Below are 13,358 nucleotides of genomic sequence, written 5' to 3'. Positions count from 1 at the left end.
TTTAAAACTTAAAATTATAACTAACCGCTGGTACAATTCCGAAGATAGATGTTCTTACTGCTTCATTATAACCAGTATCTGCATTTTGACGGAAGTTAATTGAAGCAGCATTTTGTCTGTTATACAGATTATATATACTAAAAACCCATTCGCCTTTCCATTTTCTGTTTTTATTATTTGTGGGTGTCAATGTAGCCGAAACATCTAAATGATGATAAGCAGGTAATCGGTTTTCATTTCGTAATCCATAACTGGGAACAGTTATTCCTAAATATTCATACTGACTGTTTGGGTAGCTAACTGGCTGGCCGGACTGTAAAACAAAATTAGCTCCGAATGTCCATTTTGCATTTAAATTATAAGCAGACGTAATAGCTACATTATGTAATTTATCATAAGCAGAATTATACCATTGACCATTATTGATTCCTGTTTCTTCGGGAGTTCTGCCGGGAGTTTGTTGTTCTGATTTTGAAAGTGTGTAAGAAATCCAGCCGTTAAGTTTGCCTTCATTCTTCTTAAACATGATTTCTAAGCCATAGGCCCGCATTCTCCCATTTAAAATTACTTGTTCAATTGCATCATTTGCAATCAGATTTGCTCCATCGATATAGTCCAGCCTGTTTTTAACTTTTTTATAATAAATCTCTGTTTCAAGTGAATAAGCCCCACCATTAAAATTTCTAAAATAACCTACAGCAACCTGATCTGCAATTTGAGGCTTGATATAACTGTCGCTTGGCATCCAGACATCAAGAGGTGTCGGAGATGAAGTATTGGAAACTAACTGAAGATATTGTGCCATTCTGTTGTAATTCGCTTTTAATGCGGCATCATCATTCAGCTGAAAAGAAATTGAAAACCGGGGTTCAAGGTTGTTATAACTTTCAATAACCTTGTTCTTTTTGTAGTATTCAGTACTTATTGGTGTCCCTTTTTCATAAATCTGCATATCCGAATTGAAGACAACTGCATTATTGTTTTCATACAAATTAATTGTCGAAGCTCCCAGACGATAAAACATACTAAATCTTAAGCCACAGTAAACTGTAATTCTTTTTGAAAGCTGACTTTCTGAACCAATATAAGGGGATATTGCAAGTGCATATTTTTTATCTAATTGCTCAGGATTGATTGTAAATTCATCACTTAAGGGCTTAATTATTCCAGGGTTAAATTCATAATAGATTCCGTTTAAACCATAAGTTAATTTGAATTTATCTGAAATAAAGTTTTCAAAATCGTATTTAACAGTATAGTTTTTAATACCGGAATTCCATTTGAAACCTACAAAATTTAAATCAAGTCCATAATAATAATCACTGTAGATCAAAGATAAATTTGCAAATAATTTGTCCGAATATAAGTGACTCCAACGTAAGTTCAATATAGAATTACCATAAGTATTCATGAAAATTTCATTCAGTTTAAAAACGTCACGTCCAAAATAACCTGATAAAAACAAACTGTTATTCTCGCTTAGTTTATAACTCAATTTGGTATTTAGATCATAAAAATAGGCCGCGTTGCCCTTTTGATCCTCTGATAATTTTAGAAACAAATGTGCATAAGATGCTCTTCCTCCTATCAAAAAAGAACCTTTGTTTTTTACTATCGGGCCTTCTGCAAGAATACGGCTTGAAATTAGTCCAACTCCACCATTTACATGAAATTCTTTACTATTTCCATCTTTCTGATAAATATCCAAAACCGAAGAAACCCTCCCTCCATATCGGGCCGGAATCCCTCCTTTATATAACTTCAGATTTTTAATAGCGTCCGGATTAAAAACAGAAAAAAATCCAAAAACATGGGAAGAATTAAATATAGTCGCTTCATCTAATAAAATTAAATTCTGATCGGCACCGCCTCCCCTGACATTAAAACCTGAAGCACCCTCTCCTGCATTTGTTACTCCCGGCAATAGTAAAATAGATTTTAAAACATCAACTTCACCCAAAACTACAGGCATTTTTTTGATGTCAGAAATAGACAGTTTATTAACGCTCATTTCAGGTGATTTAATATTGGTTTTATATCTCACCTCCTTAATTAGAACTTCCTGAAGTTCTTCACTGTTTTCGTTTAAGGCTAAATTGTCTTTTGTATTTTCCTCTAATAATATTGTTTTTTCAACTTCCTGATATCCAAAATGGTTTATTCTCAATTGATGTTCTCCATTAGGAAGTGTAAGTGAATAAAATCCATATTTGTTAGTATAAGTTCCAACTTTCAAAGCTGGAATATAGATATGAACCCCTATCAGAGTTTCATTATTACTAAAATCGGTAATGGTACCACTTAAAGTAAATCTTTCCTGAGAAAATGATGTTAGGCATATAAGGAAAAGAATAATAAACGCATCAATTTTTTTTGTAATCATTGTCGGGGTTTTGATATCCTTAAGTTAACAATTGAAAATAAATTATGTAGTATGAAAATTGTTAAAAATGCGTTAAGAATTTCTAAACATTATTATGCATCTAAATTATTCGTATTTATTCAACCTATATTTTTCCAATTATATTTTTTAATCTCCCCTTAAACAGAAATCATCACACAGATTTTTGCCTACAGCTAAAAACCATAGAAAACCTATTGTCGTAATTTTAAAAAAACAAAAAAATTGTTCATTCTAATTTTATTACTGCGTTTGAGGGTAAAAAAATCGAAAAGAATTTGAAACTGCCGAATGTAATATCGTACCGTGATTCTCTACAGGTAAATAATCAAAATAAACTTTAATATTCTTATAAAAAATACGCAAATAAAATGCGCATTTTTTTCGTGTTACTATAATTTTAAAACTTTTATTCCAAAGTAAAAATTTCGTCCAGGCCTTCCATTGCAATTGTAAAGCCTTCTTTAAAGCCCATTTCTATAATCATTCTAAATCTGATAATTTTTCGTGCTTAATTACAACATCAACAAAAGTTGAATTATTTTTTTGATCCTTTTTTATTATTCAAAAAAAATCCCATTTGTTTGTGGCAAATGGGATTATAAAGATTTCAAATTTATCTGAATTTGTTTCGGACAATAATGTTTTTAAATTTAGCTTTAAGGTCCTGACCCGTATCAAAAACCATTTGCTCATTGTTAGGAAAAGGTACTGCACGGTTATTGAAGTTACTTAAGTATTTTTCATCACATGCATTTCTGTCACCACGATAAGTCGAATAAACGTTTTCAAAAACAGATTCACTCGTCAAAGGAAATGATTGTAATAACTGATTGGTTTTAAAATCAACATACTCTACCTTAGCAGTCACCTGACATGCTTTAAATTGTCTGAATTCGAAAATTCTGATTTTAATCTTTTTAAAATTATCTACTTTTATCGGACGCCCCAAACTATCTTTAACAGGCCTGCCTCTACTATCTAATAGCGTTTTAACACCATCCTTAATTTCTTTTTCCTGAACGAATTCCTTTTCTTTAATCTGCTCCGGCGAGATGTGAATTTCCCTGAAATTTAAAATCAGACCGTAATCGTAACTCACTTTTTTTTGTCTGACATTGTGATAAACTGTCCATTTATCGTTAAGTCCATAAGTGCTGAGATCTAATAAATCATTTTGTAATTGCGTTGGTATCACCATATTTGTTTCGTTGGTAGCGTAAACATTTACAAAATCGGTCCCTTTAAACTGGGCTTCATCCATTAGTTTTTTTGCATTTTTATAATTCGGATTTATGCTTTCGATATAAACTAAATCATCATACGCTTTTCTGTAATTAAGTTTATTAGAAGATTTTAAGAGCGCTTGTGCATTTTCATATAAATATTTAGATAATGCATTTTTACTGTTTACAGTCTGATCTGAGTAGTTATCAAAAAGAAATTGAGCATTTTTTCCCTGCTTCAATAACTTAAGCGGTAATATGGGTCTAATTTTTTCCTGACGATTATTAAGCTGTAAATAAGTATTATAGATAAGCTCAAGACTGGCAGGATTTTTTTCTTTTTCCATCATTTCAAGATTCCTCAAATCCCTGTCTTTTGCTTTTGCAAAAGCTTCTTCGAGTAAGTAAACATAATCTTGTTTTCCTTTAGAATCTTTGTTAGATTTTAATGCCTCAACAGCACGATTAATAGCCTCATCATAATTACCGTCACTAATAAGCGATTGGGTTGTTTTTACGCCACATGAAAACACTAAAAATAAGAGAGAAACCAATAGAGTATTTTTTTGCATAGGTATCATTTTGAAGGTGTAAATATATCTTTTTTAACTTTCAACAACTATGCCTTTTAATTTTTTATTTTAATGAGCAGCATCATTCATTTTCAGAATAACCTCCTGTCCCGCTCTCGCCTAAATCTTTTACGGCGAACCCCGCCGTAAAAGGATACCGGCTCGATCGGGGCTAAGTTAGAGATCTTGTTTTCAAAAGATTAAAAAAAAATCTTATAATTTTATTTGAAGAACAACGATTAAACTATACTAAATTAGCGACATCCGTTTTATCCTTCAAAATCCCCACAATCATGTTGTTCAAACTTCTTCAATAATTTCTTCAGCGTATAATATTTAGAAATTCGCAAGTTTTCGGCATTAATCTCTTTCCCGGTAATTTTCAATTCGTAAATGGGTGTTTTGTCAATTTCTGTAAATGTAAAGTCACTTTGTTGGGTTTTAATTTCAATTTCACTTTTAGCATTTGTGATTTTTATAATTTCAAATTCCCGATTTAGATTTACATCACACACATTGGTTAGTTTTAATGTCTGCTCCGTTATAGTAATTTCTGCCAAATCACAAGCATAGCAATTACCACTAAATTCGATACCGTATTTCTTATAAATATTTTCACTTTTTGAATCTACTGTGTCAATAGGAATCAGGTTAAGTTGTTCTATGCTTCTCTTTTCGTTATTACTATTTTTTTTTGAGACTTTAATATTGTTTTCAGTATTTGTCGTTGTATTGCTTTTCTTGTTGTTTATTTGTTTTGGATTTCGTTCACATCCAAAACAAATAAATACACCTAAAATTATTGTAATTATTATTTTCATTTTTTATGATAATGTTTTCGATACAGACGTTTTCTTTTTTAATTGAAATACTGCTTCCCAAAAAACAATTGAAAAAACAGCATTAGCTATTATTGAAGTTATAATACCATAAGGATCATTATTCGGAAACAACTCTAATTCCCCAAACCTTAAAGCCAGGAACAATGACAAAAGAGCAATTACAATAGAACAGGCTACATTTAATAAAGGAATCCATTTTAAAACAATAAAAGAATAAACTATATTAAGAGCAGTAAAACCGCAGCCTAAAGTTATATATGCAGTAACTCCTAATTTTTCACTCAACAGTAATAATAATGAAGTTGAGATGAGATATAAAAGAAATAGAACTGAATAAATTAGGATTCGAATATGTGCTTTCATTTTTTTTGTGCTTAATGATAAAGTTCGTGAACTGAAAATACTAATTACGGCAAAATCCCTTCAATTTTTGCTTCTGATTTTTCTCTGACAGGGCTGTCGGGATGAAAACTCCAAATGATGAGAAATTTTCCTTTTACAACATATTCTTCCGGATGTTCATCTGTGGGCTGACCGGCTTTTCCCCATAACAATCCTTGCAGAAAACGCTCTCCTTTAAATACATGCTCAAATTCAAAATACATAATAGAACCAGTATCGGGTCTGCTTTTAAAACTTTGCATTGCTTTGCTTTTTACCTTTCCCACAATATTGCTGTACGTTTCAATATCGTTGTAAAAAGTGCATGCCTGAACAGAAACACAGTTGTTTCCATCGCTTAAAGAGTAACCTTTGGGAATTTCTTTGTTTTTCAGTTTTAAATCAGCAATAGTCTGACTGAATGAATGAGTAGTAAACAGCAAAAATAATACTGACAGGGAAATCGTAATTTTCATGGTTTTGGGGTTTATTTTTTTGAATTATTATAGCTTAACAGCTATTGATTTATACAAGCTAAAATAATATTTTATTTCAGTAAATGAAGTTCCTTTTATACAAAACCTTTAATTTACAGGTAACCAATTTAGCATTGTTTTAGTTTGCATTGAGAATTCTATTTTACTTCGCCTTTATTTCCTGACTCAAATAGTAGCTAAATGCTGAATTAGAAAATTAATTTTTAATAACAGGTCAAAATGGGGCATATAAAAAAAAATTCAGAATCCTCCTCGGCTATCTCATTTCTTTATATTCCTTGCCATTAAAAATTAATTTTGAAGTATTTTTTGTAATAGTTTCTTTAGCAACACAATCATCAGTTGTAGGTGTATTTACAGTAGTAACATTTTTAGTTTTTACTATAATAGCATTAAAATTATGGTTTTGCATTTTATCAATCTCAAAAGTTGAATTGCTGTCCTCAAATTCTCCTGCACAATTAGTATCCCATTCTCCACGAGACTGTGAGATTGTATAATTTTTGAGTACCGGTTTCAAGGAACTTTTGTCCATAATATATAATGACAAATTAGTTTCACTAAAAGGATTGGGTCTGCTGCTTCCTGTATAAGACACCCTGACTCCAAATGCTCTTGTAGTTTTATTTAAAAGATACAAACCAGTATCAACTGAAATATCCGTTAACCTTATAGCGTCTGATGTCCATGCATTTGGTTCAACAAATTTAGAGATTATTTTTCCGGTCGCATTGTCAACTACAATAACATAAGCATCTAATACCAAGTAATCGTCCGAAACTTCAGAAGCAAATTTAGGAATCACCAATACGCTTTTCTGTTTATCATACGGCAATACTTTTTGAGCAAAATGTTCCAGATCTATTTCGCTTTTTTTAAACTTAAGTTGTTTTAAAACTTTATCCAGATGTTCCGTATTTTGCGAGAATGAAAATTGAAAACAACATAGTAAAGCAAACAAGCCTTTTTTCATGAAATTGATTTTTTACTATTCAAAATAACTTTTTTCCAATTTAGGATATTCTGAAAATTTGGCCACCTCTTTTTATGTAAGCTACGGTTTTGCTTAAGTTTTCCATTTTTTCATCTTCATCAAAATCGATAATCTCATCTACTAAATCCTCACGTTCCAAATTTGGCTCGACAGTTCCGTCTTCATCCTCAACTGCATTAAATGAAAAAACATCCGTTGCAGTAATTGTCTTCTCCGAGATAATACAATGACCATAATCCAAAATTGTTTTGGTTACAATATTTCCGCCAACATTTAAAACATAGTCACAAAGAGAATCTCCTAAAATCACATTTTCAACATTTAGATCACCACTGATTGACATACTTGAAAGCGTAATTAAACTTTTGCAATTTACATTTCCTAAAACTATCAAAAGTGACGTGTCTACTTTTTCACAATCTTCAATTATTCCTGCAACATTCAGATTACCATTAACAAGAACAATGTCATTCCCTACCAGCAGGTTTTCTAAATTAGTTTCTCCTGAATACAAAATAATTTTACCTGCAACTTCGTAAAAAGCTTTTAACTCATCAATAATTTCGTCATTCAGTACAGACTCGCCTGCTTCTATCAATTTAATAGCTTCTTCTAAACTAATTTCTTTAAAAATTTCCATTTTATAATTTTATTTTTTTGTATTTACAGTAAATAAAGCCTTATGATGCTCCTTTTTTGGGCTTTATTTTTTTTCTAAAAATATAAAAAAACACTTATAAAAAACTAATTGCTTTTTACTTTTCTCTAATAAAAAATGTAGTTAAAAGGAACCCCTGAGGGACATGCGAAAAAAAATCCTATTCCCCTTTCGGAAACAGGACTTTAGCATTTTTATTCACATTACTTACTTTTTTCTAAATAATCATTTGCCATTTTTTTTGTTTTATCATCCAAAACTTTTTTATCATTTGTTAGAATATCATATACATCAAAGGAAGCTCTTTTATAATTATATTTATTAGACATAATTAATGAATAATAAAGCAATCCTGTAACTTTTTGTTCACCAATATAATAAATCCCTTTTAATTCATTATATGCTAGCGTATCACCATTAAATAGGGTACGATTCTCTAAACTATCCATTAATTTTTGATTAAACAATTTTTCTCTAAAAACAGTTCCGGAGTTTTCATCTGTAACATTAGCTTTGGTCTCTTCCTTTTTGTTGCATGCAAAAACTAGCGTTAAGATCATAACAATGATTATAATATTTGATTTCATCTTTTTTATTAAAATTTTCTTCTATAAATTTCACGATTATTCCTATGTACCACCAAATCTCCATCGTTCTTACCCGAATCCATAACAATATCGATCCCTGAGCAAGCATGTCTACATATCACGAACGTGGTCTAATGCCATAATTAGCATTACAATTCCTCGCACTATATCAATTGAATTTTCTCTTTTCATTTTTTTGTAGAAGTTTAAAAATGTGTGATTTCATGATATGGTCATTGAATTCATTCTTCGAGTAAAAACTCAGTGGGTCTGTTCTGTTTTTCGTAAGTCAGAAAACATTTGTTTGCCAAATCTGTATTTGTTCCTACTACTTTCATTGAGTAACCATAAATTCTTCCATATTCAGATTTTTTGTAGTCGTCCCATTCATAAATATTACCATCAGCGTCAATATTTATTATTCCTTTGTCTAAGATGTCCTGCCATTCAATCATATTGGTAATTTGGTCTATGGAATCATAAACTACAATTTCTTTTGGATTACTATAATTATCTATGCAAAATATCATACCTTTTTAAAATTGGTGGTAACGTTTCTGTTCTTACTGAGGGCACGGATTGCAAATCCGCGCTATCTGGTTAGAAAATCTTCGATATAGGCTTAAAAAAAAGCACAAAGTAAAAAATCCTTGTGCTTTTATAAAATTTATATTGTTGCCGAAATTATTTTCCTTTTAGTAATTTTTCTAAATATTCGTTTTTGTCTTTTTCAGCCTGAACCAAACGCTCGTAAAGTTCTACAACTTTATCAAGTGGATTGAATGTGCAAGAATTATTAATTCCCTGTGCACCGCTAATAGAGCTATTATCGTAAAAGTTATTGAAAAAATTGAAAACCGCTTCTTCTGAAAAATTTTCAAGTGCTTCTACAGTAACCCCAAGTGCTTTTGCAATCTCCACAAGTTTTTCTTTGTCAACAGTTTCGCTGTTTTCAATAATAGATATTGCTTGCTGGTTCGAACCAATTGCCTGCGCAAGTGCTTCTTGCTTCATACCTTTAAGCTCTCTAATTCGGCTGATATTTCTACCGATATGTTTTGATTTTGTTGTTGTGCTCATATTTCAAAGGTATTTTTTTGAATGAAATAGTGTTATTATTTTTCACTAACAAATATATGTTTTTTCAGAGAGGAATTAAGCTTTTCCCTTTCAGAATTTTGGCATTGTTAAAAGCTTCAAGTGTTGCTTGAGATAATCCTATATGCTAGCGCGAGCATCACGCTCATGTCAATAAAGTTTCGTTTTTGCTTGGCTTGTGTTCACGAGCGGGACGCTCTCGCTAGCGGGGATTTGAGGGATTATTTTGATTTCTATACTATTATAATTTGTTGTCTAAATACATTAAAATGAGAATGCATGTAGAAAAAAGAAAAATTTGAAATGCAACATTACTAATTTTATATAACATTTTACTTCTTTTTGTTTCTTGCAACCATTCTGCTGTATATTCTATGTCTTTTTTATTAAAAATTCGATCATTAAAATATTTAAAAACAAAAGAAAGAATGAGAAAGCAAATAAAAACAATTGGCAGATTAATTTTTAAATTGGGAAGAAAAATTTTTTTAAGAATTAGTGAAATTAAAAATAAGAATAATGACTGGTGTATTGAAATCGAAATGGTAGCCTGCCAGCTGTTTATTGACCTTGTGTTAATATAAAAGAATCTTCGATAAATTTTTTTAATGTCCAAAAGTTGTTTTATTTAATCTTAGCTAACACAGGCATCTCGCTCTCATGCCGCAAAGTTTTTATGTTGTTAATTTATTCAGTTTGTGTTCACGAGCGAGACGCTCGCGCTAGCGGGTGATTAATAGGAAGCTTTTATTCTTTAATAAATTCTCCAATTATCTTTTGATCGTAATCATAATTTAGATCATTAGGAAAATGTCCGTTTAGGTCAGGAAATATTAATTGCAAATACTCATAATTTTTATTTTCATAAAATTTAATTGAAGTAAGGACATAATCTTCTAAATCTATATTGTTAACCTTTATAAAATAAACAGGAAAACGATCACTTAAATCGTCAATTTTTATATTTATCGGAATTTCTGTGTTTTTGTATTTTTCGGCATATTTTTCAATTAATTGTCCTGATAAATTTGGGCCAAGTCCAGAAATAAATAATTCAGGAATTTTAAAATTTTCATACAAACCAGTCGAATAGGCAAAAGGTGCAAAGTTTTTCTCTTCTAATATTGCAGTAGTATGATAACCATTGTTTTTTATGTTATCATACACTTGCATGAAATATTTAAGTTTTGCTCTTTTTGGGTTTTATTCATCGTATTGATTTTAATTACATAATGTGTTTTATTTTCTCACTTCCAGTTTTAAAATTTGATTTGAACCTTTGACTTTAACATAACTAATTCTCACATATTTATTTTCGTCGATAGCTCCTCCGTGTGATTTTGCATTATTATATCCAAAATCGGAAATGTCAAAATCAGAAAATTTGAATTCCACTCCATTAACCGTAAATCTTTCGCTATCGTGTCCACCCGATGGCATTGGATGAAAATTATTTACAAATCCTTGTGTTATGATTTTAGAGTCTTTGTATAAAAAGTATGTTTTGCAATATTTAATGCTAAACAATATTAGTAACATTACAAATAAAATTAGTGAAAAGTATTTTATTATAAATGCAATATTCTTTTGACTTTCCAGATTATTTAAAAAAAAATCTTCCGTTTCTTTTTCTTCAATTTTAGGTGTAATTCTAAGCTTGGAAAATAAAAAAAAGCCGATCGGAAAAAGTAATACGGCAAATCTTGAAAACCCATCTCCAGATGAAAAATCGTAAACTGTTTCGAAGGAATTCATGAAGGTTAATTAAAAATTAATGTAAGCGCACTTTATAAATATCAGCCTTTTGTTTTCAGATTTTAGACTAAATAAGTTGGATTAGTTTATTGTTTCAAATATAATATTTATTATCTTTTTACTTTTAATTAAAAGTCTCTATTATCCACAATCTTGTCATTTCGACGTAAGGAGAAATCTTAGCAAGAAACTCGACAAAGATTGATTCTCGCTGCGGAGCTACTTGCGGAGATTTCTCCTTACGTCGAAATGACAAACTGAGCGAATAAGTTTGATGCAAATTAAATAAGTTGGTAAAATTGCGAAGCAAATTCTCGACAAGACTCAATGAATTGATGAAGGTTTGTTATCACGCAAATAAATCATTCAAAAAATCGAGATCTGGATTAATAGTTTTTATTAACTCAATTTTCTTTTCTCTACGCCAGTCTTTTATTTCTTTTTCGCGGGCAATTGCTTCCTGAATCCAAGTGAACTTTTCATAATATATCAGAAATATCACATTGTATTTTGCCGTAAAAGTATTCTTTTCATTTACATTGTTCTCTTTGTGCTGATTTAAACGGATTTTCAAATTATTTGTAACTCCAGTGTAAAATACTGTTTTTGATTTGTTTGTTAGTATGTAGATGTAGTAGGTGTGATAACCTTGTTGTAATTGCATTTGATTTTTATTTTTGCAAAACTAATTATTTTAAAGAATTTTCTTTTTTTTTGTTGAGATGATGTGATGATCTTTCTAGAATTTCTTGCTGAGATCCTTCCTTCGTCAGGATGACAAGATTAGGCTGAAGCTTCGACTGTGCTCAGCTGAAAATTGTTTTTCGAATAATCTAAAAATCCAACAATCTGAAAATCTAAGAAACAAAAAAATCCCGCTTCATAAGAAACGGGACTTTCAACATTGATATTCTCTTTTTTTTTATTTTTAAACTGTTGCTTCTACTGGCAACGGAATTTGATTTTTAAGCAAATCTTCGAATGTTTCGTGTTGGCGAATCAGGATTCCCTGACCGTCTTTCCATAAAACCTCAGCCGGTTTGTATCTTGAATTATAGTTGGATGACATTGAGAAGCAGTATGCTCCTGCGTTTCTGAACGCTAAAATATCACCTTCTGTAATTTCTGGAATTCTACGGTTGTTGGCAAAAGTATCGGTTTCGCAAATGTATCCTACCACTGAGTAAAAACGCTCTTTTCCTTTCGGGTTGGAGATGTTTTCGATATGGTGTGATGATCCATATAACATTGGACGAATCAAATGGTTGAAACCACTGTCAACTCCGGCAAATACTGTCGATGTTGTTTGTTTTACTACGTTTACTTTTACTAAGAAATGACCTGCTTCGCTCACCAGGAATTTTCCCGGTTCAAAAATCAATGTTAAATCTCTACCGTATTCTGAACAGAAAGCGTTGAATCTTTTAGATAATTTTTTACCTAATTCTTCGATGTCTGTTTCGATATCGTCTTTTTTGTAAGGTACTTTGAATCCGCTTCCGAAATCTAAGAATTGTAAATCTTTGAAATGTTTAGCTGTATCAAACAAAATTTCGGCAGCATACAGGAATACTTCGATATCTAAAATATCAGATCCCGTGTGCATGTGAATTCCGACTATGCTCATTTTTGTGTTTTCGACAATTCGTAATATATGCGGAATCTGATGTACCGAAATTCCGAATTTACTATCAATATGTCCAACAGAAATATTAGCATTTCCACCCGCCATTACGTGCGGATTGATACGGATACATACCGGAATATGCGGATGTTTTGTTCCGAATTGCTCTAAAATTGATAAATTATCAATATTGATTTGTACACCCATTGCGGCAACTTCTTCAATTTCTTCAAGAGAAACTCCGTTTGGTGTAAAGAAAATTTTGTCAGGATCATAGCCAGCATGAAGTCCTAACTGAACTTCCTGAATCGATACAGTATCTAAGCCAGACCCCATGTTCTTTAATAACTGAAGAATCGCAACGTTAGACAATGCCTTCATGGCATAATTAACTCTTAAGTTTTCTACCTTAGAGAAAGCTTTCGTTAATCTGTTGTACTGAGATTGGATTTTTTCTGCATCGTAAACATACAATGGACTTCCAAATTGGTCTGCTAACTGCAGTAAATCTTTTGCTTGCATTATTAAACTATTTTGAACAAATGTATTACACTTTTAATACACTACAAATAAATTGTAGAAAAATAACAAATTATAACAAATTGTTTGTTTTTTAAACTTCACATGGGTTTTGTTTAAATTTCAAACATTTTCAAAATTTATTATAAATTATATATAAAAAAAGCAAAACGGCTGTCAATATAGACAGCCGTTTATAATTTT

The 13,358-nt window shown here is 30.9% G+C and carries 14 protein-coding genes; all 14 read right to left on the bottom strand.

Annotated elements, in window-relative coordinates; genetic code table 11:
- Window position 1: 1 nt before the first annotated feature.
- On the bottom strand, window positions 2-2,383 hold the full coding sequence (locus JE46_RS02725; protein ID WP_031453725.1) for a TonB-dependent receptor: 2,382 nt from the start codon (window positions 2,381-2,383) through the stop codon (window positions 2-4).
- A gap of 634 nt (window positions 2,384-3,017) precedes the next feature.
- The gene (locus tag JE46_RS02720) at window positions 3,018-4,199 is read right to left on the bottom strand and encodes a hypothetical protein (RefSeq protein WP_031453724.1); all 1,182 of its coding nucleotides are present in this window, start codon (window positions 4,197-4,199) and stop codon (window positions 3,018-3,020) included.
- 269 nt (window positions 4,200-4,468) lie between these two features.
- The gene (locus JE46_RS02715; protein WP_031453723.1) at window positions 4,469-5,020 is read right to left on the bottom strand and encodes a hypothetical protein; all 552 of its coding nucleotides are present in this window, start codon (window positions 5,018-5,020) and stop codon (window positions 4,469-4,471) included.
- 3 nt (window positions 5,021-5,023) lie between these two features.
- On the bottom strand, window positions 5,024-5,404 hold the full coding sequence (locus JE46_RS02710; RefSeq protein WP_031453722.1) for a hypothetical protein: 381 nt from the start codon (window positions 5,402-5,404) through the stop codon (window positions 5,024-5,026).
- A gap of 44 nt (window positions 5,405-5,448) precedes the next feature.
- Window positions 5,449-5,898, bottom strand: a complete 450-nt coding sequence (locus JE46_RS02705) for a hypothetical protein (protein WP_031453721.1) — start codon at window positions 5,896-5,898, stop codon at window positions 5,449-5,451.
- Between the two features lie 277 nt (window positions 5,899-6,175).
- A complete protein-coding gene (locus tag JE46_RS02700) occupies window positions 6,176-6,892 on the bottom strand; it encodes a PA3715 family protein (protein WP_031453720.1) in 717 nt (238 codons plus the stop codon).
- Between the two features lie 40 nt (window positions 6,893-6,932).
- The gene (locus tag JE46_RS02695) at window positions 6,933-7,553 is read right to left on the bottom strand and encodes a hypothetical protein (protein WP_031453719.1); all 621 of its coding nucleotides are present in this window, start codon (window positions 7,551-7,553) and stop codon (window positions 6,933-6,935) included.
- A gap of 221 nt (window positions 7,554-7,774) precedes the next feature.
- Window positions 7,775-8,158: a hypothetical protein gene (locus JE46_RS02690; RefSeq protein ID WP_031453718.1), complete on the bottom strand. Its 384-nt coding sequence runs from the start codon at window positions 8,156-8,158 to the stop codon at window positions 7,775-7,777.
- Window positions 8,159-8,400: 242 nt separating this feature from the next.
- Entirely contained in the window at window positions 8,401-8,688 is a 288-nt protein-coding gene (locus JE46_RS02685; protein WP_031453717.1) for a hypothetical protein, read from the bottom strand.
- 154 nt (window positions 8,689-8,842) lie between these two features.
- Window positions 8,843-9,238, bottom strand: coding sequence for a helix-turn-helix domain-containing protein (locus JE46_RS02680; RefSeq protein WP_031453716.1), 396 nt, complete (start codon window positions 9,236-9,238; stop codon window positions 8,843-8,845).
- A 765-nt stretch (window positions 9,239-10,003) separates the two neighbouring features.
- A complete protein-coding gene (locus JE46_RS02670; RefSeq protein ID WP_209445145.1) occupies window positions 10,004-10,423 on the bottom strand; it encodes a DUF4262 domain-containing protein in 420 nt (139 codons plus the stop codon).
- Between the two features lie 72 nt (window positions 10,424-10,495).
- Window positions 10,496-11,011: a hypothetical protein gene (locus JE46_RS02665; protein WP_051872802.1), complete on the bottom strand. Its 516-nt coding sequence runs from the start codon at window positions 11,009-11,011 to the stop codon at window positions 10,496-10,498.
- Window positions 11,012-11,360: 349 nt separating this feature from the next.
- Entirely contained in the window at window positions 11,361-11,675 is a 315-nt protein-coding gene (locus JE46_RS02660; protein WP_031453712.1) for a GIY-YIG nuclease family protein, read from the bottom strand.
- A gap of 264 nt (window positions 11,676-11,939) precedes the next feature.
- The gene (gene lysA / locus JE46_RS02655; protein ID WP_031453711.1) at window positions 11,940-13,157 is read right to left on the bottom strand and encodes a diaminopimelate decarboxylase; all 1,218 of its coding nucleotides are present in this window, start codon (window positions 13,155-13,157) and stop codon (window positions 11,940-11,942) included.
- Window positions 13,158-13,358: the final 201 nt, after the last annotated feature.

It is taken from the genome of Flavobacterium chungangense LMG 26729 (assembly GCF_000735715.2).
GTDB classification, from domain to species: domain Bacteria; phylum Bacteroidota; class Bacteroidia; order Flavobacteriales; family Flavobacteriaceae; genus Flavobacterium; species Flavobacterium chungangense.
Note: the sequence above shows the minus strand (reverse complement) of the source record. Positions and strands in the feature narration are given on the sequence as shown.

Coding starts and splice junctions, on each gene's coding strand:
- JE46_RS02725 (WP_031453725.1), bottom strand. CDS start 2,383: ATGATTACAAAAAAAATTGATGCGTTTATTATTCTTTTCCTTATATGC.
- JE46_RS02720 (WP_031453724.1), bottom strand. CDS start 4,199: ATGCAAAAAAATACTCTATTGGTTTCTCTCTTATTTTTAGTGTTTTCA.
- JE46_RS02715 (WP_031453723.1), bottom strand. CDS start 5,020: ATGAAAATAATAATTACAATAATTTTAGGTGTATTTATTTGTTTTGGA.
- JE46_RS02710 (WP_031453722.1), bottom strand. CDS start 5,404: ATGAAAGCACATATTCGAATCCTAATTTATTCAGTTCTATTTCTTTTA.
- JE46_RS02705 (WP_031453721.1), bottom strand. CDS start 5,898: ATGAAAATTACGATTTCCCTGTCAGTATTATTTTTGCTGTTTACTACT.
- JE46_RS02700 (WP_031453720.1), bottom strand. CDS start 6,892: ATGAAAAAAGGCTTGTTTGCTTTACTATGTTGTTTTCAATTTTCATTC.
- JE46_RS02695 (WP_031453719.1), bottom strand. CDS start 7,553: ATGGAAATTTTTAAAGAAATTAGTTTAGAAGAAGCTATTAAATTGATA.
- JE46_RS02690 (WP_031453718.1), bottom strand. CDS start 8,158: ATGAAATCAAATATTATAATCATTGTTATGATCTTAACGCTAGTTTTT.
- JE46_RS02685 (WP_031453717.1), bottom strand. CDS start 8,688: ATGATATTTTGCATAGATAATTATAGTAATCCAAAAGAAATTGTAGTT.
- JE46_RS02680 (WP_031453716.1), bottom strand. CDS start 9,238: ATGAGCACAACAACAAAATCAAAACATATCGGTAGAAATATCAGCCGA.
- JE46_RS02665 (WP_051872802.1), bottom strand. CDS start 11,011: ATGAATTCCTTCGAAACAGTTTACGATTTTTCATCTGGAGATGGGTTT.
- JE46_RS02660 (WP_031453712.1), bottom strand. CDS start 11,675: ATGCAATTACAACAAGGTTATCACACCTACTACATCTACATACTAACA.
- lysA (WP_031453711.1), bottom strand. CDS start 13,157: ATGCAAGCAAAAGATTTACTGCAGTTAGCAGACCAATTTGGAAGTCCA.